The organism is Streptomyces sp. NPDC006602, from assembly GCF_042870385.1.
In the GTDB taxonomy this organism is placed as follows: domain Bacteria; phylum Actinomycetota; class Actinomycetes; order Streptomycetales; family Streptomycetaceae; genus Streptomyces.
Map to the genome: position 1 here is coordinate 1 of NZ_JBIAHG010000001.1, position 23321 is coordinate 23321.

The 23321-nt window shown below is 70.1% G+C and carries 25 protein-coding genes; 10 read left to right on the forward strand and 15 right to left on the reverse strand.

Annotated elements, in window-relative coordinates; all coding sequences use genetic code 11:
- Positions 1-385: 385 nt before the first annotated feature.
- A complete protein-coding gene (locus ACFYO2_RS00005) occupies positions 386-1036 on the reverse strand; it encodes a DNA-3-methyladenine glycosylase (protein ID WP_388341818.1) in 651 nt (216 codons plus the stop codon).
- 212 nt (positions 1037-1248) lie between these two features.
- Here ACFYO2_RS00005 and ACFYO2_RS00010 point away from each other — a divergent pair, with 212 nt between their 5' ends.
- The 3 genes from ACFYO2_RS00010 (at position 1249) to ACFYO2_RS00020 (ending at position 3268) form a co-directional block, all read left to right on the forward strand.
- Positions 1249-2031, forward strand: a complete 783-nt coding sequence (locus ACFYO2_RS00010) for a sporulation protein (protein WP_388341820.1) — start codon at positions 1249-1251, stop codon at positions 2029-2031.
- A 44-nt stretch (positions 2032-2075) separates the two neighbouring features.
- On the forward strand, positions 2076-2615 hold the full coding sequence (locus ACFYO2_RS00015; RefSeq protein WP_388341822.1) for a YbhB/YbcL family Raf kinase inhibitor-like protein: 540 nt from the start codon (positions 2076-2078) through the stop codon (positions 2613-2615).
- Between the two features lie 146 nt (positions 2616-2761).
- The gene (locus tag ACFYO2_RS00020) at positions 2762-3268 is read left to right on the forward strand and encodes an HNH endonuclease (RefSeq protein WP_266442016.1); all 507 of its coding nucleotides are present in this window, start codon (positions 2762-2764) and stop codon (positions 3266-3268) included.
- 70 nt (positions 3269-3338) lie between these two features.
- Here ACFYO2_RS00020 and ACFYO2_RS00025 read toward each other — a convergent pair whose 3' ends face one another.
- The 3 genes from ACFYO2_RS00025 to ACFYO2_RS00035 form a co-directional block, all read right to left on the reverse strand.
- The gene (locus ACFYO2_RS00025) at positions 3339-4295 is read right to left on the reverse strand and encodes an SPFH domain-containing protein (protein ID WP_388341824.1); all 957 of its coding nucleotides are present in this window, start codon (positions 4293-4295) and stop codon (positions 3339-3341) included.
- Positions 4296-4436: 141 nt separating this feature from the next.
- On the reverse strand, positions 4437-4868 hold the full coding sequence (locus ACFYO2_RS00030; RefSeq protein ID WP_388341827.1) for an NfeD family protein: 432 nt from the start codon (positions 4866-4868) through the stop codon (positions 4437-4439).
- An 85-nt stretch (positions 4869-4953) separates the two neighbouring features.
- A complete protein-coding gene (locus ACFYO2_RS00035) occupies positions 4954-5751 on the reverse strand; it encodes an ABC transporter ATP-binding protein (RefSeq protein ID WP_388341829.1) in 798 nt (265 codons plus the stop codon).
- 151 nt (positions 5752-5902) lie between these two features.
- Between ACFYO2_RS00035 and ACFYO2_RS00040 the strand changes: the two genes are divergently transcribed.
- Positions 5903-6691 carry a hypothetical protein gene (locus ACFYO2_RS00040; protein WP_388341831.1) on the forward strand — a complete coding sequence of 263 codons (789 nt, stop codon included), beginning with the start codon at positions 5903-5905 and terminating at the stop codon, positions 6689-6691.
- A gap of 150 nt (positions 6692-6841) precedes the next feature.
- On the opposite strand, the gene ACFYO2_RS00045 is transcribed toward ACFYO2_RS00040, so the two are convergent.
- The 4 genes from ACFYO2_RS00045 to ACFYO2_RS00060 all read right to left on the reverse strand — a co-directional run bounded on the left by ACFYO2_RS00045 (position 6842) and on the right by ACFYO2_RS00060 (position 9465).
- On the reverse strand, positions 6842-7081 hold the full coding sequence (locus tag ACFYO2_RS00045) for a chaplin (RefSeq protein ID WP_388341834.1): 240 nt from the start codon (positions 7079-7081) through the stop codon (positions 6842-6844).
- 190 nt (positions 7082-7271) lie between these two features.
- The gene (gene chpE, locus ACFYO2_RS00050; RefSeq protein ID WP_388341836.1) at positions 7272-7517 is read right to left on the reverse strand and encodes a chaplin ChpE; all 246 of its coding nucleotides are present in this window, start codon (positions 7515-7517) and stop codon (positions 7272-7274) included.
- Positions 7518-7685: 168 nt separating this feature from the next.
- Positions 7686-8327 carry a response regulator gene (locus tag ACFYO2_RS00055; protein ID WP_388341838.1) on the reverse strand — a complete coding sequence of 214 codons (642 nt, stop codon included), beginning with the start codon at positions 8325-8327 and terminating at the stop codon, positions 7686-7688.
- Positions 8320-9465, reverse strand: a complete 1146-nt coding sequence (locus tag ACFYO2_RS00060) for a GAF domain-containing sensor histidine kinase (protein WP_388341841.1) — start codon at positions 9463-9465, stop codon at positions 8320-8322. Before ACFYO2_RS00060 ends, ACFYO2_RS00055 begins: the two co-directional genes overlap by 8 nt.
- A gap of 185 nt (positions 9466-9650) precedes the next feature.
- On the opposite strand from ACFYO2_RS00060, the gene ACFYO2_RS00065 reads away from it, so the two are divergent.
- The 3 genes from ACFYO2_RS00065 to ACFYO2_RS00075 all read left to right on the forward strand — a co-directional run bounded on the left by ACFYO2_RS00065 (position 9651) and on the right by ACFYO2_RS00075 (position 12521).
- Positions 9651-10346 (forward strand): SDR family NAD(P)-dependent oxidoreductase, encoded by a 696-nt coding sequence (locus ACFYO2_RS00065; RefSeq protein ID WP_388341844.1) that lies wholly within the window; start codon positions 9651-9653, stop codon positions 10344-10346.
- On the forward strand, positions 10343-11428 hold the full coding sequence (locus tag ACFYO2_RS00070) for an S-adenosylmethionine:tRNA ribosyltransferase-isomerase (RefSeq protein WP_388341847.1): 1086 nt from the start codon (positions 10343-10345) through the stop codon (positions 11426-11428). The genes ACFYO2_RS00065 and ACFYO2_RS00070 overlap by 4 nt, the downstream gene beginning before the upstream one ends.
- A gap of 298 nt (positions 11429-11726) precedes the next feature.
- Positions 11727-12521 (forward strand): transglycosylase SLT domain-containing protein, encoded by a 795-nt coding sequence (locus ACFYO2_RS00075; RefSeq protein ID WP_388341850.1) that lies wholly within the window; start codon positions 11727-11729, stop codon positions 12519-12521.
- A gap of 93 nt (positions 12522-12614) precedes the next feature.
- Here ACFYO2_RS00075 and ACFYO2_RS00080 read toward each other — a convergent pair whose 3' ends face one another.
- Positions 12615-15131, reverse strand: coding sequence for an FHA domain-containing protein (locus ACFYO2_RS00080; RefSeq protein ID WP_388341853.1), 2517 nt, complete (start codon positions 15129-15131; stop codon positions 12615-12617).
- Positions 15132-15384: 253 nt separating this feature from the next.
- Here ACFYO2_RS00080 and ACFYO2_RS00085 point away from each other — a divergent pair, with 253 nt between their 5' ends.
- Together ACFYO2_RS00085 and serB are read left to right on the forward strand one after the other, a co-directional pair.
- Complete coding sequence (locus ACFYO2_RS00085) at positions 15385-17367, forward strand: streptophobe family protein (protein ID WP_388341855.1); 1983 nt, start codon at positions 15385-15387, stop codon at positions 17365-17367.
- 144 nt (positions 17368-17511) lie between these two features.
- Positions 17512-18726 carry a phosphoserine phosphatase SerB gene (serB, locus tag ACFYO2_RS00090; RefSeq protein ID WP_388341857.1) on the forward strand — a complete coding sequence of 405 codons (1215 nt, stop codon included), beginning with the start codon at positions 17512-17514 and terminating at the stop codon, positions 18724-18726.
- Between the two features lie 74 nt (positions 18727-18800).
- On the opposite strand, the gene ACFYO2_RS00095 is transcribed toward serB, so the two are convergent.
- From ACFYO2_RS00095 to ACFYO2_RS00110, 4 genes are all read right to left on the reverse strand, one after another.
- Positions 18801-19319 (reverse strand): SixA phosphatase family protein, encoded by a 519-nt coding sequence (locus tag ACFYO2_RS00095; protein ID WP_388341859.1) that lies wholly within the window; start codon positions 19317-19319, stop codon positions 18801-18803.
- Positions 19320-19384: 65 nt separating this feature from the next.
- Complete coding sequence (locus tag ACFYO2_RS00100) at positions 19385-19591, reverse strand: hypothetical protein (protein ID WP_388341860.1); 207 nt, start codon at positions 19589-19591, stop codon at positions 19385-19387.
- Positions 19592-19786: 195 nt separating this feature from the next.
- Positions 19787-19903: an SGM_5486 family transporter-associated protein gene (locus ACFYO2_RS00105; RefSeq protein ID WP_086023195.1), complete on the reverse strand. Its 117-nt coding sequence runs from the start codon at positions 19901-19903 to the stop codon at positions 19787-19789.
- Positions 19904-19970: 67 nt separating this feature from the next.
- Positions 19971-21272: a CynX/NimT family MFS transporter gene (locus tag ACFYO2_RS00110; protein ID WP_388341864.1), complete on the reverse strand. Its 1302-nt coding sequence runs from the start codon at positions 21270-21272 to the stop codon at positions 19971-19973.
- Positions 21273-21354: 82 nt separating this feature from the next.
- On the opposite strand from ACFYO2_RS00110, the gene ACFYO2_RS00115 reads away from it, so the two are divergent.
- Positions 21355-22047 (forward strand): FadR/GntR family transcriptional regulator, encoded by a 693-nt coding sequence (locus ACFYO2_RS00115; protein WP_388341866.1) that lies wholly within the window; start codon positions 21355-21357, stop codon positions 22045-22047.
- Here the strand turns inward: ACFYO2_RS00115 and ACFYO2_RS00120 are convergent.
- Positions 22025-22375, reverse strand: a complete 351-nt coding sequence (locus ACFYO2_RS00120) for a hypothetical protein (RefSeq protein WP_388341869.1) — start codon at positions 22373-22375, stop codon at positions 22025-22027. The genes ACFYO2_RS00115 and ACFYO2_RS00120 overlap by 23 nt on opposite strands.
- A gap of 173 nt (positions 22376-22548) precedes the next feature.
- The gene (fabI, locus tag ACFYO2_RS00125; protein ID WP_388341872.1) at positions 22549-23316 is read right to left on the reverse strand and encodes an enoyl-ACP reductase FabI; all 768 of its coding nucleotides are present in this window, start codon (positions 23314-23316) and stop codon (positions 22549-22551) included.
- Between the last annotated feature and the right edge of the window lie 5 nt (positions 23317-23321).

Sequence of the window (23321 nt, forward strand, 5' to 3'; positions counted from 1 at the left end):
CTGGCGTTGACTTTTGGCACGCTGTTGAGTTCTCAAGGAACGGACGCTTCCTTCGTACTCACCCTCTCGGGCTTTCCTCCGGGCGCTTCCCTTCGGTCTTGCGTTTCCGACTCTACCAGATCCTTTCGGGCCCGATTCCCTGTCGGCGGGATTTGCCGTGAGGCTTCGGCTTTCGCCTGTCGGCCTTTCGACATTCACTACGTTAGCCGATTCCCGAGCCAACTCATAATCGAGTTCCGCGAGTTCCGAATTCAGGCGTGCGGACACGTCGAACTCACCCTCGCTGGAGGGAGTCGTAGGTAGTGGTTTGGCCGCTCCGGCTGCTGGCGAACGCCGTACCCGGTTCAGCGGCTCGGGCCACGTTACGCGCCTCCCCCTCGGCGCGTCAACTTCGGCGCCGCCTCGGGGCATGAGCCCGATAGGGGCTCACTGTCGGGTCGTTGGCGATCCAGAAGCGCCACGGATGGGCGTCCCCGTCGCCGCCGTCGCCGGCGACCCCGGTGCGGGGACCGTTGCGTACCTGGTCGGAGGCCACCGGCGTTCCGGCGAGGATCCTCAGCGGCGTCTCCCCGGAGGTACACGCGTCCGTGCCGTCCAGCGCGCGGTCCACCGCCAGGGCAGTGGCGAGGCGGGCCGGGCCTTTGGCCAGTTCCTTGTCACTTCGGGCCGAGAGTCGACGTGTGCGGGCCAGTTCGGCCCCTTCGACGATCTCGCCCGCGCGGAGGAGGACGGCGCTCGACTGTCCCTCCGGCCCACACACCAGGTTCATGCAGAACCACATGCCGTAAGTGAAGTAGACATACACATGGCCGGGCGGACCGAACATCACGCCGTTGCGGGCCGTGCGGCCGCGGTAGGCGTGGGAGCCGGGATCGTTCGGGCCGTCGTAGGCCTCGACCTCCGTGAGACGCAGGCAGATCGGACCGTCCGGGGTGGTGCGTACGAGCATGCGGCCCAGGAGGTCGGGGGCGACCTCCAGTACGGGTCGGTCGAAGAACTCTCTGGGCAGAGGCGTACGGTCGGGGGTCGCGATCATGCCGTCCGAGGGTAGTGCAGACGGGTGGGTGCGACGGGGTGGTCAGGGGGCGTTCGCCTTGCCGGGGTGAGACCCGGAACCGGGCGCGGTCGGATCGCGTTTGTACGGGTCAAGGACCCGCGCGCGTGAAGGGGCCGGAAACGCAAGAAGCAGGACGACGGAACCGATGGAAACAGGTTGTGCCCGAAGGGCCTTCCTGGAGAGGGAGAGACATGGCGTTCAAGAAGCTGCTCGCGAGCCTGGGTGCCGGCGGGGCTTCGGTGGAAACGGTGCTGACCGAGGTCAACGTCGTGCCGGGTGGTGTCGTCCAGGGGGAGGTTCGGATCCAGGGCGGGTCCGTCGACCAGCAGATCGAGGCGCTGTCGGTCGGGCTGCAGGCCAAGGTCGAGGTCGAGAGCGGCGACCAGGAGTACAAGCAGGACATCGAGTTCACGAAGCATCGGCTCGGCGGTGCCTTCGAGCTGAAGGCACAGGCCGTGCACGTTGTTCCCTTCGGGCTGGAGATCCCGTGGGAGACACCGATCACGATGATCGACGGGCGTGCGCTGCCCTCGATGCACATCGGTGTGACCACGGAGCTGGAGATCGCGCGTGCGGTGGACTCCGGTGACCTGGACCCGGTCAACGTGCACCCGCTGCCGGCGCAGAAGGCGATCCTGGACGCCTTCCTCCAGCTCGGCTTCCGGTTCAAGAACGCGGACATGGAGCGCGGTCACATCCGGGGTACGCGCCAGAAGCTGCCGTTCTACCAGGAGATCGAGTTCCTGCCGCCGCAGCAGTACCGGGGGCTGAACCAGGTGGAGTTGAGCTTCGTCGCGGACCAGAGCGCGATGGACGTCATCCTGGAGATGGACAAGAAGCCGGGCCTGTTCAGCGAGGGCAGCGACACGTTCCGCTCGTTCCAGGTGGGTCTGAACGACTTTCAGGGCACGGACTGGGCGGCGTACCTCAACCAGTGGCTGTCCGAGGTCGGCAGCAAGCGCAACTGGTTCTAGGCTCGGAACCACTGACTCCAGTAACCGATTCAGGAGGTACCGAGGTGACCGAGCTCAAGCGGCGGCCGCTCCCCCATGACTTCCACCCGCCCGTCCCGTCGTTCACGGTGACGAGCGGGGATGTCGAGGAAGGCGCGACGCTCAAGGACGCTCAGGTCTACGCGGCCGGCAACACCTCGCCGCAGTTGCGGTGGGAGGGCTTTCCGCCCGAGACCAAGAGCTTCGCCGTGACCTGCTACGACCCCGACGCCCCTACGGGCAGCGGCTTCTGGCACTGGGTCGTGTTCGACATCCCGGCCTCGGTCACCGAGTTGCCGGTGGGCGCGGGCAGCGGCAAGTTCGAAGGGCTGCCGGAGGGCGCCGTACAGGTGCGCAACGACTACGGGACGAAGGACTTCGGTGGTGCCGCGCCGCCGCCCGGGGACGGGCCACACCGGTACGTGTTCACGGTGTACGCCGTGGACCAGGAGGAGCTGGGTCCGGACTCGGATGCCACTCCCGCCTTCGTGGGCTTCAATCTGCGGTTCCACACGATCGGGCGTGCGCAGCTGATCGGTGAGTACGAGGTGCCCGCCGAAGCCTGACGTTCATGGAACGTTTGCCCGCCCCTGGTCTTGGAAGTGATCAGGGGCGGGCACTTTTTATTTCGTTGTCCATCTCGGCGTGCCCGGCCAGAGTTGATCCCAGTCCGCCGAGGGGTGGGCGGGTGCACACGGGAGGTGGGCTGGTCATGCGGGACACGTTGGTGCTGAACGCGAGCTTCGAGCCGCTGTCGACGGTGACGTTGAACCGAGCCGTCGTTCTGGTGCTTCAGGACAAGGCCGTCGTCGAGCAGTCCCACCCCGAACTGCGCATGCGCGGAGCCGCGGTCGACATACCGGCGCCCCGGGTGATCAGGCTGTGCAGGTATGTGCGGGTGCCCTTCCGAAGACAAGCCCCGTGGTCGAGGCGGGGTGTCCTGGTGCGGGACCGGCACAGGTGCGCGTACTGCGGCCGGCGGGCGACGACCGTGGACCACGTGGTGCCGCGGTCGCAGGGGGGTCAGGACACCTGGCTGAACACAGTGGCCTCGTGCGCGCAGGACAACCACCGCAAGGCGAACCGGACTCCGGACGAGGCGGGCATGCCGCTGCTACGGCTGCCGTTCGAGCCGAGTCCGGCGGACGCGATGCTGCTGTCACTGGGCAACGAGGACTTCGGGGCGCTGCCGGAGTGGTTGGCCCAGCCCGCGGCCTAGGCCGCGCCCTTACGTGGATCCGGGGTCCACCTCCGTTGGGAGGTGGACCCCGGATCTCGTAGGACAGTCGTCAGTCGATCGACGGCTTCTCGCGGCGTTCCGTGCCCCCACCGCCGTTGCCGGAGTTGCCTCCGCCGCCCGAACCGCCCCCGAAGGGCCCGAAGTTGCCCATGGCGCCGGACAGGCCCTTGAGGGCGTCGCCGATTTCGCTGGGGACGATCCAGAGCTTGTTGGCGTCACCCTCGGCGATCTTCGGGAGCATCTGGAGGTACTGGTAGGAGAGGAGCTTCTGGTCCGGGTCGCCGGCGTGGATGGCCTCGAAGACCGTACGGACGGCCTGGGCCTCGCCCTCGGCGCGCAGCGCGGCTGCCTTGGCCTCACCTTCGGCGCGCAGGATCTGGGACTGCTTCTCACCTTCGGCGGTGAGGATGGCGGCTTGGCGCGTACCTTCGGCGGTGAGGATCGCGGCGCGCTTGTCACGGTCGGCGCGCATCTGCTTCTCCATCGAGTCCTGGATGGAGGTCGGCGGCTCGATGGCCTTCAGTTCCACGCGGTTGACGCGGATGCCCCACTTGCCGGTGGCCTCGTCGAGGACGCCGCGCAGGGCCGCGTTGATCTCCTCGCGGGAGGTCAGGGTCCGCTCCAGGTCCATGCCGCCGATGATGTTGCGGAGCGTGGTGACGGTGAGCTGCTCGATCGCCTGGATGTAGCTGGCGACCTCGTAGGTCGCGGCCCGGGCGTCGGTCACCTGGTAGTAGATGACGGTGTCGATGTTGACGACCAGGTTGTCCTGGGTGATCACCGGCTGGGGCGGGAACGGCACGACCTGTTCACGCAGGTCGATGCGGTTGCGGATGGTGTCGATGAACGGGACGACGATGTTGAGGCCCGCGTTGAGCGTCCGCGTGTAACGGCCGAAGCGCTCCACGATCGCGGCGCTCGCCTGCGGGATGACCTGGATCGTCTTGATGAGGGCGATGAAGACCAACACCACCAGGATGATCAAGACGATGATGACCGGTTCCATCGTGCTCCCCGTGCCCTTCTCTGCCTCGGCGCTTTCGGAAGATCTTATGTCTGTTGAAGATCTTGCTGGTCGAGTGTGACAGACCGTCGTGTGCCTCGTGAGGCGTTCGGTTCAGTTACGTCATGCCCGCGTCCTGCGAGGTCACATGACGATCGCCGTTGCACCTTCGATCTCCACGACGTCCACTTCCTCGCCCACTTCGTAGGCGCGGTCGGTGGCGAGGGAGCGGGCGGACCAGACTTCTCCGGCGAGCTTGATACGGCCGCCGGAGCCGTCGACCCGTTCCAGTACTACGGCCTGTCTTCCCTTCAACGCATCCACGCCGGTGGCGAGTCGGGGTCGCTGTGCGCCCTGCCGGGCGGCGATGGGCCGTACGACGGCGATCAGGGCGACCGATACGGCGGCGAAGACGAGTACTTGGATGGTGACGCCGCCGCCGACTCCGGCCGTGACCGCCGCGGCAGCGGCGCCCACGGCGAGCATGCCGAGCTCCGGCATCGCGGTCACCACGAGCGGGATTCCGAGCGCTACCGCGCCGACGAGCCACCACACCCATGCGTCGATGTCGTTCACATGGTCATGGTAGGTCCGGGAGACCTGCCACCGACAGGGCGCCGGAGCTCGGAACGCCCCCTTCTTGTCCGGGGAGTTCGGAGGGTCAGGCCATCGGGAGGCCCTGTGCGGTCCAGCGCTCGCCGACCTGTTCGACGACAAGCGGAAGGCCGAAGCAGAGGGAGAGGTTGCGGGAGGTGAGTTCGAGCTCCAGCGGTCCGGCGGCGAGGACCTTGCCCTGGCGGATCATCAGGACGTGGGTGAAGCCGGGGGCGATCTCCTCGACATGGTGGGTGACCATGAGCATCGAGGGGGCGATCGGGTCGCGCGCGAGGCGGCCGAGGCGGCGTACGAGGTCCTCGCGGCCGCCGAGGTCGAGGCCCGCGGCGGGCTCGTCGAGGAGCAGCAGCTCGGGGTCGGTCATCAGGGCGCGGGCGATGAGGGTGCGCTTGCGCTCGCCCTCGGAGAGCGTGCCGAACTTGCGCTCCAGGTAGTCGCTCATGCCGAGGCGGTCGAGGAAGGCGCGGGCGCGCTGCTCGTCGATCTCCTCGTACTCCTCCTGCCAGCCGGCGGTCATGCCGTAGGCGGCGGTGAGCACGGTCTGCAGGACGGTCTGGCGCTTGGGCAGCTTGTCTGCCATGGCGATGCCGGCCATGCCGATGCGGGGGCGCAGTTCGAAGACGTCGGTGCCGGGCTTGCCGAGGGTCTCACCGAGGATGGTGGCGGTGCCCTGGCTGGGGTAGAGGTAGCTGGACGCGACGTTCAGGAGGGTGGTCTTGCCGGCGCCGTTCGGACCGAGGATGACCCAGCGCTCGCCCTCCTTCACCGACCAGGAGACCTGGTCCACCAGAGCCCGGCCCTCGCGGACCACGGATACGTCCTGAAGCTCCAGAACATCGCTCATGAGCGCGTTGTCTCCCCTTGCAGTGTGGCCGGTCTCGGCTGTCGCGTTCGCCTGTGGCACGGTCCGCCGCGCCGGTGGGCGCAGCCCTCGAAGAAATCTACGCCACCGGTCGCCCGCTCCATTCCATCGGTCCGGTCCTTAGGGTGGAGGCATGCTTTCGGAACCACGCTCTGGACGCCTTGCCGCTTGGGGAAATGCCCTGTTGGCCGGACTTGTCTCGCCCGATGACGCCGTGCTCTCGATCGTCGGGGAGGACGCGGTCCACCGGGTGGAGGGGCTGCCGGGTGAGTCGGCGCCCGTCGGTCTCACGCTCGCGCTGGGACGGCTGCGGTCGCTCGGCGTGACGGGACTACGGCTCGCTCTGCCCGCGCCCGGGCATCCGTTGGGGCTGAGCGGGCCGCCGGAGTTCAACGCACGGGCGCTGGAGGCCGAGGAGGCCGTCGTCTGTCACGGCGCCGCACTCGGGTTGGTGCCCGAGGTGTACGAGGCGGGGCCCGAGGGTGATGTCCATGTCGAGGTCGTGTGGCACTGCCTTGCCGTCCGGGAGGCGCCGCCGGCCGATGTTCCGTCGCTCGGGGAGGCCGAGCGGGAGCTGGCGGAGGCGCTGCGGGATGCGACCGAGGTGCTGACGCGGCTGGACGTGGCCGGGTCGGGGCCGGTGGCGGAGGCCGCGATCAATGCGTATCGGGCGCGGGCCGAGCGGGGGCGGGAGGTGTTGGCGCCGGGGTATCCGCCGCGGGCGGTGCGGGTGCTGGAGCTGGCGCAGCGGGTGGGGTTGCTGGTGTCGCTGGCGTACGAGAACGGGCACGGGGGTGCGGTGAGCGCGTCCGAGATGACGGCGCGGGGTGTCGCGCTGCGTCCGGTGGAGCGGACGGCTCGGCGGGCGACTGTGGCGGCGTACAACGCGTATGTGGAGGAGCGGGAGCGGGGGGTGCGGTGAGCCGTCGGATGACTGGTGGCCGGGGTTGGTGCGGGGCGAGGGTGGTCCAGCACTGAAGGGGGTGCCGGCCTGCCCGCGGCCTGGCGGCGGCATACGAAAAGCCCCGCGCGTCGTCGTCGACTCGTGGGGCTCCTCGTCGGCCGGGTGGCGTCAGTCGTTCACGCCCTGGCTGCCGAAGGCCGGGTTCAGCAGAGCGATGACGTTGGCGGTGTTGCCGACCGCGTTCACCGGGATGTGGACGGGGGCCTGGACGAGGTTGCCCGAGACGACGCCCGGCGACTCCACGGCCGCGGCATTGGCACCCACGTCGGCGACAGCCGCGCCGGCCGAGGCGCCGGCGGCGATGCCGGCGACGGTCATGGCTACGGCAGCCTTCTTGGCGATGTTCATGAAAAGCGTTCCTCCTGCGTTTGCGTGTCCGACCCGGCCGCGGGTCGTGCGCTGATCAACGCGGAAGAGATCCGGAACGGCACGGGAACGCAAGGCCAACGGCCCGTTCGGATTATTCGAGCGAAAAGCTGACCGGCCTCCCGGGGAAACCCCCGGGAGGCCGAAGTCATGACCTGCTCGGCGACTGGCGTCAGTGGTTGATGCCCAGGTTGCCGAAGGCGGGGTTCAGCACACCGATGACGTTCACGCTGTTGCCGACCGCGTTCACCGGGACGTGCACCGGGGCCTGGACGACGTTGCCCGAGACGACGCCCGGCGAGCCCACGGCCTGGCCGTCGGCGTGCGCGCCGTTAGTGGCGGAGGCCATACCGGCACCGGCGGCCATCAGCCCACCGGCCACCATCGTCACGGCCGCTGCCTTCTTCAGGTTCTTCACTTCTGAGCCCTCCCTAGCGATTGCCGCGGCAGTCGCCGCAGCACGCACTGGAGAACGGCGGAGATCCGCAAAGGATGCGCCATCCGGGGGACATTCCCACGACGGTATGAATCTCAGTCGGGAGCGGAACGCTCCGTATTGCCGTGCGGAGCGCACGCCGGGCGCGTTTCAGCCGGTCACACCATGGCGTACGGCCCACAAAGCGGCCTGTGTGCGGTCCGACAGGTCGAGCTTCATCAGGATGTTCGACACGTGCGTCTTGACTGTCTTCTCGGAGAGCACCAGCGCGCGGGCGATCTCCCGGTTGGAGCGGCCGTCCGCTATCAGCCCGAGCACCTCGCGCTCCCGGTCGGTGAGTGAACCGCCCCTGCCCTGGCCGGAGTTGTTCCCCTCCTGGGACAACAGCGCCCCCGCGACCTCCGGCTGGAGCAGGATGTGTCCCGCGTGGACGGAGCGGATGGCCCCGGCCAGGGCGTCGGGATCGACGTCCTTGTAGACGTACCCCGCGGCGCCCGCGCGCAGGGCCGGGACGACCGTGCGCTGTTCGGTGAAGCTGGTCACGATCAGCACGCGCGCGGGGTTGTTCAGTTCGCGGAGCTTGCGCAGCGCATCGACGCCGTCCATGCCCGGCATCTTGACGTCCATGAGGACGATGTCGGGTTTCAGCTCCTCGGCGCGGGCGACCCCTTCGGCGCCGTCGGCCGCCTCGCCCACGACCTCGATGTCGTCCTGCACTTCGAGAAACGTGCGCAGGCCCCGGCGGACCACTTGGTGGTCGTCGACGAGCAGCACCTTGATTGGGTCAGCCACCGGGGACCTCCAGCTCGATCGTGGTGCCCTTGCCGGGCACCGAATCCACAATCAGTGCGCCGCCGACCCCGCTCGCCCGGTCCCGCATGGAGACGAGGCCCAGGTGGCGACCCGCACGGCGTATCCCCTGGGGGTCGAAACCGCTGCCGTCGTCCGTCACCCGCAGGACGGCTCCGCCGCCGCGCCGGTCCAGGGTCACGTCGACGTGTTCGGCGCCCGAGTGCCGCAGGGCGTTGTGCAGGGCCTCCTGGGCGACGCGCAGCACGGCCTCCTCCTGGGTGGCGGGCAGGGCGCGTACGCCGAGGCTCGTGAAGGTCACCCGCGCGGCGTGGGCGCGGTCCAGGACCTGGATGTGGGTGCGGAGGGTTGCGACCAGGCCGTCCTCGTCCAGTGCCGCGGGGCGCAGCTCGACCACCGCCGCGCGCAGTTCGTCGGCGGCCTCCGCGGCGAGCGCGGCCACCTGGTGCAGCTCGCCCTTGGCGCGGGCCGGGTCCCGGTCGACGAGGGCGGCGGCTGCCTGGGCGGTCAGGCGCAGCGAGAACAGCTTCTGGCTGACCGCGTCGTGCAGTTCGTGGGCGAGCCGCGAGCGCTCCTCGGCGATCGTGAGCTCGCGGCTGCGTTCGTACAGGCGGGCGTTGGTGAGGGCGATCGCGGCGTGCTGGGCGAGGATCGACAGGAGTTCCTCATCCTCCTCGGTGAAGCCGCAGCTGCCTTCCGGCTTCGTACAGTTCTTGTTCGCCAGGAACAGCGCGCCGATGACCTCGTCGCCGTCGCGGATCGGCAGGCCCAGGAAGTCGGACATCTCGGGGTGGGCGGACGGCCAGCCCTCGAAGCGGGGGTCCTTGCGCACGTCGGCGAGGCGCTCGGGCCGCGCCTCGTGCAGCATCGCGGCGAGGATGCCGTGCTGGCGCGGCAGCGGGCCGATGGCCCGCCACTGCTGTTCGCTGACGCCGTCGACCACGAACTGGGCGAAGCCGCCGTGGTCGTCCGGCACACCCAGGGCGGCGTACTGCGCGTCGAGCAGCTCGCGGGCCGAGGCCACGATCGTCTTGAGGACGTCGCGCACCTCGAGGTGCCTGCTCATGGCCAGCAGCGCGGAGCTGACCGCGGCGAGGCCGGACCGGGGGCCTTGACTCATGCCCTCACGGTACCGGCGGGGTGTGACAGTCCGTATCCGACCTGTGGCGGCCGCCTCCTGGGCCGGGAGACCTAGGGCGAAGGGCCTCACCGCTTTGCGGCCCGCGTCCGAGGCGGGTACGACGGCACGGTTCCTACGTTGGGGGCACACCGATCAGAGGCGTCGAGGACGAGGGGACGTGTGTCATGCCTGTAGCGATCATCACGGGGGCCTCGAAGGGACTGGGGCGGGCGCTGGCCGACGCTCTGGCCGCCCGGGGCTGGGATCTGGTGCTCGATGCCAGAGGCGCGGAGGCTCTCACGGAGGCGGCGCAGGCCGTCTCCGGGCACGGGACGCGGGTGACCGCCCTGCCCGGGGACGTCACGGACGCCGGGCACCGGAGCGAGCTGGTGGCAGCCGCGTGGAAGCTGGGCGGGGTGGACCTGCTGGTGAACAACGCGAGCGCGCTGGGCGCCGAGCCGCTGGTACGGCTGGAGAAGCTGCCCCTGGAGGGGCTGCGGCGGGCGTTGGAGGTGAATGTGGTGGCCGCGCTGGGGCTCGTCCAGGAGGCGCTGCCGCTGTTGCGGGCGTCCGAGGCGGGCACGGTGATCGTGGTCAGCTCGGACGCGGCCGCCGAGGCGTACGAGACGTGGGGCGGCTACGGGGCGTCCAAGGCGGCTCTGGACCATCTCGCGGCGGTATTGAGCGAGGAGGAGCCGGAACTGCGGGTGTGGGCGGTCGACCCGGGCGACATGGCGACGGACCTGTACGCGGCCGCCGTACCGGACGACAAGGATCCACGGCCGGAGCCGGTCGGTGTGGTGCCGGCGTTCCTGCGGTTGCTGGACGAGCGGCCCGTGAGCGGGCGCTACGGGGCTGCCGCTCTGCTGGAGGCGCGATGACCCTGGCGGTGCACGTCCCGGAGGAGCTGTCGGCCCGGGTGCCGGTCGAGCAGCGGGGGCCCGGGCTCGACCGGGATGCCGTACGGCTGCTCGTGTCGCGCGGCATCGAGGTGTCGCACCACGCGTTCGTGGAGCTGCCCCGGCTGCTGCGGGCCGGGGACCTGCTCGTCGTGAACACCTCGCCCACACTGGCCGCCGCCGTCGACGGGCGGATCGGGCACGCGCGCGTGGTGGTGCACGTCTCCACCCGCGGGGACGACGGGCGGTGGGCGGTCGAGGTGCGGGATCCCGACGAGAAGGGCACCACACGCGCGCGTGCGGGCGGGCCGGCGGGGACGGAGGTGCGGCTGCCCGGAGGCGGGCGGCTGGTCCTGGAGGAGCCGCTGAGCGCGCACAGCGAGCGGTTGTGGTGGGCGCGGGTGGCAGGGGCGGAGATCCTCGGTTTGCTGCGGGAGCACGGGCGGCCCATTCGCTACTCCTATACGGAGCGGGACCAGCCGCTGTCCGTGTACCAGACGGTGTTCGCGCTGCCGTCGCCCGACGGGGCGGGCAGTGCGGAGATGCCGAGTGCGGCGCGGCCCTTCACCGCGCGGCTGGTGGCGGAGCTGGTGAGCCGGGGGGTGCAGTTCGCGCCGGTCACGCTGCACACCGGGGTGGCTTCGGCTGAGGCGCACGAGCCGCCGTATCCGGAGCGGTTCGCGGTGCCGGAGGCGTCGGCGCGGCTGATCAACGCGGTGAAGGCGGGGGACGGCAGGGTCGTGGCCGTGGGGACGACCGCCGTGCGGGCCGTGGAGTCGGCCGCCGGGTCGGACGGGCTCGTACGCGCGCGTGCGGGGTGGACCGGCCTCGTGGTGACCCCGGAGCGCGGGGTGCGGGTGGTGGACGGGCTGCTGACGGGGCTGCACGAGCCCGAGGCGTCGCATTTGCTGATGCTGGAGGCGGTCGCGGGGCGGGCGGCTGTCGACCGCGGTTACGAGGAGGCGCTGCGCGGGCTCTATCTGTGGCACGAGTTCGGGGACGTGCACCTCGTCCTCCCGGAGGAGGGGCCTCACGCAGAGCATTGCGCCCGCAACTGTTGGTGATACCGCCGCATCGCCGATGTGAGCCCGCACATAGGGCGCAGATCACGTACTAGGTGAAATAGGAGACAAACCCCTCCCTTGTGAACGGGGCAGACGTTCTGGTCTGTCCCGTTTTGCCCCTCCCTGATCCACTACCCGGCTTCGTACGTCACACCTTTGCCTGGGCATTTTGCGGCCGCTAAGAATGGCACTCGTCGCTCAGCGCCGTGGGTCCTGCCCGCGGCGTTTGTGCCGGAAGCACCCCGGTCCGACACCGGACGCCGAGCGACCTCCGCGCTATTCGAAGAGGTCCAACCGCATGCCCATGAACTTCAAGAACATCAAGACTCGCAGTCGTGCCCTGACCCGGACGCACAAGATCGCGATCACCGGTGTCGCCACACTCGGTGCCGCCGCCGTGGCGTTCACCGCGGTTCCCGGCGGGCAGACGACCACGTCCGAGGCGGCCGCCGTCTCGGCTCCGGTGGCCTACAAGTCCGAGCAGCTCAAGGGCCTGCAGTCGGGTGTCACCAAGCAGCTCGCCGGTGACAGCCTGCAGGGCAAGGTCGCCGCCAAGAAGAAGGCCGAGGCGGAAACCAAGGCCGAGGCGGCAGCGGCCGCCAAGAAGAAGGCCGCCGCCGAGGCAGCCGCCAAGAGGACGGCCGCCGCCGAGGCAGCCGCGAAGAAGACGGCCGCCGCCAAGAAGAAGGCCGAGCAGCAGCGCAAGGCGAAGGAGGCCGCGAGCCGGTCCGCCAAGCGCGCCAAGATCAAGGCCGCCGCGACGAAGAGCTACACCAACAACCTCGACGGCTGGATCAAGCACTCCCTGGACATCATGAAGGCCAAGGGCATCCCCGGTTCGTACAACGGTCTGTATCGCAACATCATCCGGGAGTCCTCGGGCAACCCGAACGCGATCAACAACTGGGACATCAACGCCATCAACGGCATCCCGTCGAAGGGACTGCTCCAGGTCATCCCGCCGACCTTCAAGACGTACCACGTCCCGGGCACGTCCTGGAACATCTACGACCCGGTCGCCAACATCACCGCCGCCGCGAACTACGCGGCCGACAGGTACGGCTCGATGGACAACGTCAACAGCGCGTACTGAGGCCGCGCGGACCTCTTCACGCCGAAGGGCGGCACCCCGACCGGGGTGCCGCCCTTCACCGTCGTACAAGAGCGTCGCGTGGTACGACAATGATCACTTGCGCATGACCTCGGGCTCGTGGCGGCGCAGGAAGCGGGCCACGAAGAAGCCGCAGATCACGCCGAGGACGATCAGTGCGGCCATGTCCATGCCCCAGGCGCCGACGGTGTGCTCCCACAGCGGGTCGGTGTCGCCGCCCTCCTTGGGCGGGCTGATCTTGTTGAAGTCCAGCGTGGCGCCCGCGGCGCCGACCGCCCAGCGGGACGGCATCAGGTACGAGAACTCGTTGACGCCGACCGCGCCGTTCAGGGTGAACAGGCAGCCGGTGAAAACGACCTGGATGATCGCGAACATGACCAGCAGCGGCATGGTCTTCTCGGCCGTCTTCACGAGCGAGGAGATGATCAGGCCGAACATCATCGAGGAGAAGCCCAGCGCCATGATCGGGATGGAGAGTTCGACCATGGTGGCGCTGCCGAGGATCAGGCCCTGCTCCGGGATCTCCCGGCTGGCGAAGCCGATGACGCCCACCAGCAGGCCCTGCAGCACGGTGATCACGCCGAGCACGAACACCTTGGACATCAGGTACGCGGAGCGGGACAGGCCGGTGGCGCGCTCCCGCTCGTAGATGACCCGTTCCTTGATCAGCTCACGGACGGAGTTCGCGGCACCCGCGAAGCAGGCGCCGACCGCGAGGATCAGCAGAACCGTGGTGGCCGTGCCGTTCGGGATGATCCGGCCGGTCTTCGGGTTGGCCGGGTTGGGCAGCAGGCTGTTGCCCGAGTCGATGAGCAGGCTCACCGCGCCCAGGACCGCCGGCAGGATCACCATCAGCGCCAGGAAGCCCTTGTCCGAGGCGATCACCGAGGTGTAGCGGCGCACCAGCGTGAGGAACTGGGACATCCAGCCCTGCGGCTTCGGCGGTTTCATCGCCTGCATCGGCGGCATCTGTACGGACTGCGGCGCAACGGCGTCGATGTCCGCGGCGTACATCTGGTAGTGCTGCGAGCCCCTCCAGCGTCCAGCCCAGTCGTAGTCGCGGTAGTTCTCGAAGGCGGAGAAGACATCGGCCCAGGTGTCGTAGCCGAAGAAGTTCAGCGCCTCCTCGGGCGGGCCGAAGTAGGCGACGCTGCCGCCGGGGGCCATCACGAGCAGCTTGTCGCAGATGGCCAGTTCGGCGACGGAGTGCGTGACGACGAGGACCGTACGGCCGTCGTCGGCGAGGCCGCGCAGCAGCTGCATGACGTCGCGGTCCATGCCCGGGTCGAGGCCGGAGGTCGGCTCGTCCAGGAAGATCAGCGACGGCTTGGTCAGCAGCTCCAGGGCCACCGAGACGCGCTTGCGCTGGCCGCCGGAGAGGGAGGTGACCTTCTTCTCCTTGTGGATGTCCAGCTTCAGCTCGCGCAGCACCTCGTCTATGCGCGCCTCGCGCTCCTTCCCCGTGGTGTCCGCGGGAAAGCGCAGCTTGGCGGCGTACTTGAGGGCCTTCTTGACGGTCAGCTCCTTGTGCAGGATGTCGTCCTGCGGGACCAGACCGATGCGCTGGCGCAACTCGGCGAACTGCTTGTACAGGTTCCGGTTGTCGTAGAGGACGTCGCCCTGGTTGGCGGGGCGGTAGCCCGTGAGCGCCTTCAGGAGCGTCGACTTGCCGGAGCCGGACGGGCCGATGACCGCGATCAGCGACTTCTCCGGGACGCCGAAGGAGACGTCCTTCAGGATCTGCTTGCCGCCGTCGACCGTGACGGTCAGGTGGCGGGCCGAGAAGGAGATCTCGCCGGTGTCGACGAACTCCTCGAGGTGGTCGCCGACCAGCCGGAACGTCGAGTGGCCGACGCCGACGATGTCGTTCGGGCCCAGCAGCTGCGTGCCGCCCTTGGCGATCGGCTGGCCGTTGACGTACGTGCCGTTGTGCGAGCCCAGGTCGCGGATCTCGAAGCGGCCGTCCGGTGTGGCGTGGAACTCCGCGTGGTTGCGGGAGACCTGGAGGTCGGAGACCACCAGGTCGTTCTCCAGGGCGCGGCCGATGCGCATGACGCGGCCGAGTGAGAACTGGTGGAACGTGGTCGGGCTGCGGTCGCCGTAGACCGGCGGCGCCCCCGCGCCACCACCGGGGCCCTGCTGCTGCGGGATCTGCGGCGCGACCTGCTGCGGCTGCTGCCAGCCGGCCTGCGGGGCCTGCTGCTGCGGAGCCTGCGGCGGCGCCGCCCAGCCGGGGCTCGCACCCTGGGCAGCGTACGGCTGCTGCTGGGGCTGTGCCTGCGGCGAGGCAACGGCTGCCGTGGTTCCGGAGAGGGCGATCCGCGGACCGTCGGTCGCGTTGCCCAGGTGCACGGCCGCGCCCGGGCCGATCTCCAGCTGGTGGATCCGCTGCCCCTGCACGAACGTGCCGTTGGTGCTGCCGTGGTCTTCGATGACCCAACTACGGCCGTTCCAGCTGATCGTGGCGTGACGCCAGGACACCCTGGCATCGTCGAGCACCACGTCCCCCTGCGGATCACGTCCGAGGATGTATGACCGGGACGGATCGAGCGTCCAGGTCCGTCCATTCAATTCCAGTACGAGTTCCGGCACTCCATGCCCCACCTGAGTAGTCCCCCGATGTACCCCCAACACAGGGAGTCTAGGGATGTCGAACATCGTCGGGAACTATTTCAGGCTCGGCCCCCTGACCGAAAGTCGGGCCTTGCGAAGGAGGCGTACGCCCGCTTCGGCCGTTTCCGTTGACGGGGTTGAAACCGGCCCGGAGAGTGGTAATCCACGCGAGGGGGACATGCGCGGCGACTCGGCCGCGCCGCGGATCGGGGGGTCTGCCATGAGTGCGTCCATGAGCGTCGAGACCAGGAAGCCCACTGACAGGCTGCCCTGGGGGGACATCCTGCTGTCCGCGATCGCCTCCGTGAGCTGGGCGTTGATCGGGATGGCGGGCACGGCGGCGCTCGGTCTGCATCTGCTCGAAGCCGATACGGCGGGTTCGCTCGGACCGATGACCGCGGCGGTGGTGGCTCTTGGGGCGGGTGGTTCGGTCACACCGTCCGGCGATGTGTCCGCGTTCGGCCTGTCGGGCGCGGAAGCGGCGACCGCCATCGAGATCACGCCACTGGGCGTGAGCCTGGTCGGCGCGCTGCTGTTGTCGTGGTTCTTCCTCCGGTCTTTGCGCGGGGCCGGAGTTGTGATCGCGCCCTCCGAACTCCTGGCGCGCGCGGGCTCGGTGGTCGCGCTGTTCGTGGCGATGCTGGGCGGGCTGGCCTGGGCGGGGCACGATGTCATCACGATCGACGGAAGCGCACTGGGGCTCGACGACCTGCCCGGCGGTGGCGGGGGCGGCGGCATCGAGATCCCCGGAGTAGGCGACGTCGGGGACATCGGGGGGCTGCTGCCCGACCAGATCGGCGACCTCATCGACGCGAAGGCGGCCGTCGGCTTCACGGTCGACGCCGCTCCGACACTGCTCGGCGGGCTCGGCTGGTCGGCCGGGATCCTGCTGGTCGCCCTGCTCGCCTCGCGCCGCACACCGCTGCCGCGCGGCTGGGAGGCCGTGCACCGAGTCGTACGGCCGGCCGCGTCGGCCCTGGTCACGGTCCTGCTGGTGGCGGTGGCGGCCGGGGTCGCGGCGGCGGGGTACGCCGCGATCAGTGACGACCATCCGAAGCGGATCGCCGGCGCGGCGCTGCTGGGCGCGCCGAACGGTGTGTGGCTGGGCATCCCGATCGGCCTGTCCGTACCGTTCGACGGCAGGGCGACCGGGGTGCTGACGAATTTCCTGCCGGACCCGCTGGACGAGCTGCTGAACTCCGAGTCCGACCAGTCCGTGACCCTGGGGCGGCTGGCGGACCTCGACGGGCGGGTGTGGCTGCTGGGCGTCGCGGCGGCGCTGATGATGCTGCTCGCGGGGGTGCTGACGGCGGTGCGGACGCCGGTGGCTGTCGGGGGCGGCGGTTCGGCGGCGGTACGGGATCCAGACGGACGGGATCCGGTCCTCCGGGACCCAGTCGTACGGGGTCCGGGTGCCCTCGGTTTCGCCGGGCGGTGTGCGCTGCGGCTGGGCATCGCCACGGCGCTGACCCTGCCGCTGCTCGCCTGGTTGACGGAGGTGTCCGTGGACGCCTCGCTGTCCGTGCTCGGCTTCGACGCGTTCGGCGCGGGAATCACCTTGCGCGGCAACCTTGGCATGGCGCTGCTCCTGGGCGCCGTGTGGGGGGCGGGCGCGGGGGCCGCCGGGGCGCTGCTCGCCCGGGCGACCAGGGCGGCGGGGCAACGGGCGGCGCCGCTGGCACTGGGTTACGGGCGGAGGGGGGCCGCAGCCGGGGGTACCGGGCCTTCTTCGACGGTCGAGGGCGCCTGGCGTGCTCCGACGGTCGAGGGCGCCGGGCGTGCTCCGTACGCAGGGCAACCCACGGGGCCGTACGCAGGTGAGGCCCGTGATCCTCATGAGGAACAGCGGAGGGATCCTTACGCGGGCGAGTCCGGGCCGTACGTTCCCGGCGCGTCGTACCGGCCGCCGAACCCGGCGACCAATCCCTATCTGCGGATGCCGGACGCACCACGGGAACCGGAGGACGCACGTCCGGCGGACGAAGACGAGCCCCCTGGACCGGATGGTCCGCGGTCGTCCGGCGACGACGTGTACGGCGCGCCCACGGTGGCCCGGCCGATCGAGCCGCCGCCGCGGTGGCCCCGCAAGCCGCCCGGAGCGCGGTCCGGGGAGCGGCCGTCGTCCGCCTCGGACAAGGGGCCACCGCCGCCACCTCCCCCACCCCCGCCACCACCCCCGCCACCGCCTCCGGGGCGGCCGAAGGGGCGCCGGTGACCCACCGGGGCGGCAGGGTCGTGTGCGGCGAGGATGTGGCCGGCGCGTAAGGTCGGCGACACCGGTCCGCCACCCATTGTTCCGTGTCCGTCAGGCGGACCTCAGGCGCGGAAGGCACTGGGTGCCGGATACGGTGGGAACACCATGAGCGCTTCGCAGACCTCGTCCTCTGACGTCCCCACCCTTCTCGTCAAGATCTTCGGGAAGGACAGGCCGGGGATCACAGCCGGACTCTTCGACACCCTCGCCGCCTACTCCGTCGACGTGGTCGACATCGAGCAGGTCGTCACCCGGGGCCGGATGGTGCTGTGCGCGCTCGTGACCGCGCCGCCCAGCGGCCTGGAGGGGGATCTGCGGGCGACCGTCCACAGCTGGGCGGAGTCGATCAAGATGCAGGCCGAGATCATCTCCGGCCTCGGCGACAACCGTCCGCGCGGGCTGGGGCGGTCCTTGGTCACCGTGCTCGGGCATCCGCTCACCGCGGAGGCGACGGCGGCGGTCGCGGCGAAGATCACGAAGGTCGGCGGCAACATCGACCGTATCTTCCGGCTGGCCAAGTACCCGGTGACGGCGGTCGAATTCGCGGTGTCCGGCGTGGAGACCGAGCCGCTGCGCACCGCTCTGGTGACCGACGCGGCGGCGCTCGGCGTCGATGTCGCGGTCGTCGCGGCCGGACTGCACCGCCGCGCCCAGCGCCTGATCGTCATGGACGTGGACTCGACGCTGATCCAGGACGAGGTGATCGAGCTCTTCGCCGCGCACGCCGGCTGTGAGGATGAGGTCGCCGAGGTGACGGCGGCCGCGATGCGCGGGGAGCTGGACTTCGAGCAGTCGCTGCACGCGCGCGTCGCGCTTCTGGAGGGGCTGGACGCCTCGGTGGTGGACAAGGTGCGCAGCGAGGTGCGGCTGACGCCGGGCGCGCGCACGCTGATCCGTACGCTCAAGCGCCTCGGCTACCAAGTGGGTGTCGTCTCGGGCGGATTCACCCAGGTCACGGACGATTTGAGGGAGCGGCTCGGGCTCGACTTCGCCCAGGCCAACACGCTGGAGATCGTCGACGGAAAACTGACGGGCAGGGTCACCGGAGAGATCGTGGACCGGGCGGGCAAGGCGCGGCTGCTGCGCCGGTTCGCCGCGGAGGCGGGCGTACCGCTGGCGCAGACCGTGGCGATCGGCGACGGCGCCAACGACCTGGACATGCTCAACGCGGCCGGCCTCGGGGTCGCCTTCAACGCCAAGCCGGTGGTGCGGGAGGCCGCGCACACCGCGGTGAACGTGCCGTTCCTCGACACGGTCCTGTACCTGCTGGGCGTCACCCGCGAAGAGGTCGAGGCCGCGGACATGCACGAGGAGATCTGAGCCCGTCCCCGCACGCGGAGCTGTGAGGGGCCCGGTACCGCCGCGGTCCCGGGCCACTCAGCTCGGAGAACGGTTCAGTCGGTCGGCGCCCAGTAGTCGACCAGCGTGGCCACGCCCGGCTCCAGGGACTTCCAGGAGCCGTCGAAGGACAGGACGGCGAAGGCGGCGGCCGGGAAGCCGCGGCTGTTCATCCGCTCGCGGGCGTCGCCCTCGGCCGAGCCGGCCAGGATGTCGGCCAGGCCCTGGATGCCCGGGTTGTGGCCGATGAGCAGGACGTCCTGCGCGTCGTCGGGAATCTCGTTGAGCAGGGCGATCAGCTCGCCGGGCGAGGCTTCGTAGATCCGCTCCTCGTAGACCGTTTTCGGCCGGTGCGGGAATTCATGGACGGCGAGCTTCCAGGTCTCGCGGGCCCGGGTCGCGGTGGAGCAGAGGGCCAGGTCGAAGGGGAAGCCGGTGTCGGCCAGCTTGCGTCCGGCGACTGCGGCGTCCATGCGACCCCGTTCAGCGAGCGGCCGCTCGTGGTCGGTCACCTGTGGCCAGTCGGCTTTCGCATGCCGGAAGAGGACAATCCTGCGGGGTTCTGCGACGCTCATGGGATCCAGCTTCGCATGAAACAGGCCATGGGGCGCAGGGAGTTGACCAGCGGCTCCGGCCGTGTTCAGCGCGCTATCAGCTGCTGCACTCGCTCGACGAGATGGGTGACGGCGGGGTCGCTGGACGCCGCCTGCGCGTCCGTCGGGTTCAAGATCAGCGCCAGGAGCACGATGAACGCGAGCGTCGGCAGTGCCACGGCCCACCAGGGCAGCCGGCTGTCGACGCCGCCGCGGGTCGCCGGGTGGGGCCTGGTATGCGTAGGAGCCGACATGGGTGCCTCCGCCGTCTTCGAGTGGTCCGTGCCCGCCTTTCGCGGTCACATCTCGAAGCTACGGAATCTCCGGCGTTCGACCCATCCGGTGATCCACCCAGTTGACCCTGACACTTGCCCCCTAGGGGACAGGGGGGTTAGCCCCACCATCGGCCGGCCGGACGATCACTCGGGGCCACGATCACGCGGGCAGGGTCACGGCGAGGCGATGGTCGCGATGATGGCGATGATCACGAAGATGGCGAAGAACGAGCCGAAGACGAGGAGCATCTTCTTCTGGCCGTTCTGGGGGTTCGGATCGAGCACTGGCATACGGCAAGTCTCGCACCCGTCGGCCGCCACGACTCCCCCGGGGTGAGCCCTCGGGCCTGCGCACGGATCAGCGCGCCGCCTCGTCCTCCACCGTGCGGTCGCGCCCGGCCAGGACGCCCACCACCATCTGCGGGATCATCAGGCCGGTCATGAGGGCGATCGGCGCACCCCAGCCGCCGCTGTGCTGGTAGAGCACGCCGACCAGGAGCGGTCCCGGGATGGAGATCAGGTAACCGGTGCTCTGCGCGAAGGCCGACAGCTGGGCGACGCCCGCGCCGGTCCTGGCCCGCATCCCGACCATGGTGAGGGCCAGCGGAAAGGCGCAGTTGGAGACGCCGAGCAGGACGGCCCAGGCCCAGGCGCCGCCGGCCGGCGCGAAGTACAGGCCGGCGTATCCGACGAGGCCGCAGAGGCCCAGGGCGATCACGATCGGCCCCTGGTGCGGCAGCTGGGTGGCGACGCGCGGGATGACGAAGGCCAGCGGCACGCCCATCACCATCGTGACGGCGAGCAGCAGCCCTGCCGTGCCCGCGGTCACGCCCGCGTCCCGGAAGATCTGCGCCATCCAGCCCATGGTGATGTAGGCGGCGGTGGCCTGGAGCCCGAAGAACACAGCGAGCGCCCAGGCGGTACGGCTCCGGGTGATCCGCAGCGGGGCCGACGGCTCCCCGCGCGCGGGGGCCCGCACGGCCGACGCGGTCCCCCGGTCCCGTACGAGCGGAATCCACGGGACCACGGCCGCCGCCGCCAGACCCGCCCACACCGCGAGCCCGGCCTGCCAGCTCCCGCCCAGCGCCTCCGTCATCGGTACGGTCACCGCCGCGGCGGCCGACGTGCCGAGGGCGAGGGCCATCGAGTAGAGGCCGGTCATGGAACCGACCCGGTCGGGGAACCAGCGCTTGACGATGACCGGCATCAGGACGTTGCTGACCGCGATGCCCATGAGGGCGAGGGCGGTGCCGGCCAGGAAGCCGACGGTCCCCACCGCGTCGCCCGCGTACGGCCGTATGAGCAGGCCCGCGGTGATGGCGACCATGCCCGCGCACACCACCGCGCCCGGCCCGAAGCGGCGGGCGAGCCTGGGGGCCATGACGCCGAAGACGGCGAAACAGAGCGGCGGCACGGAGGTGAGGAGCCCGGCCACGCTGCCGCTCATGCCGAGGCCGTCGCGGACCTCTTCGAGGAGGGCGCCGAGGCTGGTGATGGCGGGGCGGAGGTTGAGGGCGGACAGCACGATGCCGACGACGACCAGACGCGTCGCCCACGCGCGCGTGGCGGCTGCGGTGGACCCATCGGCTGCCTGGGGGTCGGGCGCGGCGGAACTGCGTACGGTCGTGGACTTCGTCGTCCGGGTTTCCTCACGTGACATGAGATCCATCATAGAATCATAGGATGATTGGTTGTCCATCCCCGGGTCGCCCGCTCCGGCCCCGCCCGTGCGAAGGTGTGCCATGCCTCTGAGCCATCCCCGTCGGTCGGCACTGTCCGAGCAGGTCATCGCCGCTCTGCGCAACCAGATCACCTCGGGCGAGTGGCCGGTCGGCGCCCGGATCCCGACGGAGCCCGAGCTGGTCGAGCAGCTCGGCGTCGCCCGCAACACCGTCCGTGAGGCCGTTCGCGCGCTCGCGCACAACGGTCTGCTGGACATCCGCCAGGGCTCCGGCACGTACGTCGTGGCGACGAGCGAACTGGCCGGCGTGATGCACCGCCGTTTCGCCGACGCGGACCCGCGGCACATCGCGGAGCTGCGCTCCACGCTGGAGTCGGCCGCCGCGAGCCTCGCCGCCGAGCGGCGCACGGAGAAGGACCTCAAGCAGCTGGACGCGCTCCTCGTACGCCGTGAGGAGGCGTGGGAGTCGGGCGACGCCGAGGCGTTCGTGACGGCGGACGCGACCTTTCACCTGGCGGTGGTGGCCGCCTCGCACAACGACGTGATGACCGCGATGTACGCCGACCTGGGCGAGGTGCTGCGGGACTGGCTGCGCGAGGACGTCGGCGAGGAACTGACGCCGGAGACGCACATGGACCACGCGCGGCTCGTCGACGCGATCCGTACGGGCGACACGGCGGCAGCCGCGCAGGAGGCCGCGAGCTATCCGTTCCTGTGCCGCCCGGGGCGGTTCAACGCCCCTTCCGGTGGCTGATCCACACCGAGCGGACCTCTTTCCAGCAGCGCCCGGTCAGGCGCACGGTCTGCGCGGGCCCGGCCTCGATGGGGGTGCCGTCGCTGTCGAGGTCCCACCAGCGGTCGCACTCGATGTGCAGGCTGACGCTGTCGGTCCGCGGATAGGGGTTGTGGCAGTAAGCGATCACATGGGATCCGATGACTTTGCTGCGGCACGCGGCCCCGAACGGCTCCGGCGCGGCGGACTGCGGTACCTCCACGCGCGCGTGCGGCTTCGCGTCGTACGACAGGGACAGCACGAGGCAGAGGGCTACGGTCGTTGAGGCCAGGCTGCGGGACAGGCGCACAAAGGGACCTCCTCGGCCGTGCTGGGGAGGGACGCGTGAAGTGAACGCGTAATCCAGGGTGCGCAGTTGCGGTCCTCGGCCGCCCGGCCGGGTAGGCCGAACGAGTGATGGGTGTGGGCCCGCCTCAGAAGGGACGCGGGCCCACACCCATCACTGGAACCACAGCAGCAGGGTCACGCACCGATGGCGTGCAGACCGCCGTCCACGTGGATGATCTCGCCCGTGGTCTTCGGGAACCAGTCGCTCAGCAGTGCGACGACACCCTTGCCGGCCGGCTCCGGGTCCTTGAGGTCCCACTCCAGGGGGGCCCGGGTGTCCCACACGGAGGCCAGCTCGCCGAAGCCCGGGATGGACTTGGCGGCCATGGAACCGAGCGGGCCCGCCGAGATGAGGTTGCAGCGGATGTTCTGCTTGCCCAGGTCACGGGCCATGTAGCGGCTGGTCGCCTCCAGGGCGGCCTTGGCCGGGCCCATCCAGTCGTACTGCGGCCAAGCGTACTGGGCGTCGAAGGTGAGACCGACGACCGAGCCGCCGTTCTGCATCAGCGGCAGGCAGGCCATGGTGAGCGACTTCAGGGAGTACGCCGAGACGTGCATGGCCGTGGCGACCGACTCGAACGGCGTGTTGAGGAAGTTGCCGCCGAGGGCGTCCTGCGGGGCGAAGCCGATGGAGTGGACGACGCCGTCCAGGCCGCCGAGCTCCTCGCCGACGATGTCGGCCAGGCGCCCGAGGTGCTCGTCGTTGGTGACGTCGAGCTCGATGACCTTGGTGGGCTTGGGGAGCTTCTTGGCGATGCGCTCGGTGAGCGTGGGCCGCGGGAACGCGGTGAGGATGATCTCGGCGCCCTGCTCCTGGGCCAGCTTCGCGGCGTGGAAGGCGATGGAGGCCTCCGTCAGCACACCGGTGATCAGGACGCGCTTGCCCTCGAGAATTCCGCTCATGGTGA

Excerpts from the sequence above, each read along its gene's own strand:
- ACFYO2_RS00005 (WP_388341818.1), bottom strand. The coding sequence starts at position 1,036 with ATGATCGCGACCCCCGACCGTACGCCTCTGCCCAGAGAGTTCTTCGAC.
- ACFYO2_RS00010 (WP_388341820.1), top strand. The coding sequence starts at position 1,249 with ATGGCGTTCAAGAAGCTGCTCGCGAGCCTGGGTGCCGGCGGGGCTTCG.
- ACFYO2_RS00020 (WP_266442016.1), top strand. The coding sequence starts at position 2,762 with ATGCGGGACACGTTGGTGCTGAACGCGAGCTTCGAGCCGCTGTCGACG.
- ACFYO2_RS00025 (WP_388341824.1), bottom strand. The coding sequence starts at position 4,295 with ATGGAACCGGTCATCATCGTCTTGATCATCCTGGTGGTGTTGGTCTTC.
- ACFYO2_RS00035 (WP_388341829.1), bottom strand. The coding sequence starts at position 5,751 with ATGAGCGATGTTCTGGAGCTTCAGGACGTATCCGTGGTCCGCGAGGGC.
- ACFYO2_RS00040 (WP_388341831.1), top strand. The coding sequence starts at position 5,903 with ATGCTTTCGGAACCACGCTCTGGACGCCTTGCCGCTTGGGGAAATGCC.
- ACFYO2_RS00045 (WP_388341834.1), bottom strand. The coding sequence starts at position 7,081 with ATGAACATCGCCAAGAAGGCTGCCGTAGCCATGACCGTCGCCGGCATC.
- ACFYO2_RS00060 (WP_388341841.1), bottom strand. The coding sequence starts at position 9,465 with ATGAGTCAAGGCCCCCGGTCCGGCCTCGCCGCGGTCAGCTCCGCGCTG.
- ACFYO2_RS00065 (WP_388341844.1), top strand. The coding sequence starts at position 9,651 with ATGCCTGTAGCGATCATCACGGGGGCCTCGAAGGGACTGGGGCGGGCG.
- ACFYO2_RS00070 (WP_388341847.1), top strand. The coding sequence starts at position 10,343 with ATGACCCTGGCGGTGCACGTCCCGGAGGAGCTGTCGGCCCGGGTGCCG.
- ACFYO2_RS00075 (WP_388341850.1), top strand. The coding sequence starts at position 11,727 with ATGCCCATGAACTTCAAGAACATCAAGACTCGCAGTCGTGCCCTGACC.
- ACFYO2_RS00085 (WP_388341855.1), top strand. The coding sequence starts at position 15,385 with ATGAGCGTCGAGACCAGGAAGCCCACTGACAGGCTGCCCTGGGGGGAC.
- serB (WP_388341857.1), top strand. The coding sequence starts at position 17,512 with ATGAGCGCTTCGCAGACCTCGTCCTCTGACGTCCCCACCCTTCTCGTC.
- ACFYO2_RS00095 (WP_388341859.1), bottom strand. The coding sequence starts at position 19,319 with ATGAGCGTCGCAGAACCCCGCAGGATTGTCCTCTTCCGGCATGCGAAA.
- ACFYO2_RS00100 (WP_388341860.1), bottom strand. The coding sequence starts at position 19,591 with ATGTCGGCTCCTACGCATACCAGGCCCCACCCGGCGACCCGCGGCGGC.
- ACFYO2_RS00105 (WP_086023195.1), bottom strand. The coding sequence starts at position 19,903 with ATGCCAGTGCTCGATCCGAACCCCCAGAACGGCCAGAAGAAGATGCTC.
- ACFYO2_RS00110 (WP_388341864.1), bottom strand. The coding sequence starts at position 21,272 with ATGTCACGTGAGGAAACCCGGACGACGAAGTCCACGACCGTACGCAGT.
- ACFYO2_RS00115 (WP_388341866.1), top strand. The coding sequence starts at position 21,355 with ATGCCTCTGAGCCATCCCCGTCGGTCGGCACTGTCCGAGCAGGTCATC.
- fabI (WP_388341872.1), bottom strand. The coding sequence starts at position 23,316 with ATGAGCGGAATTCTCGAGGGCAAGCGCGTCCTGATCACCGGTGTGCTG.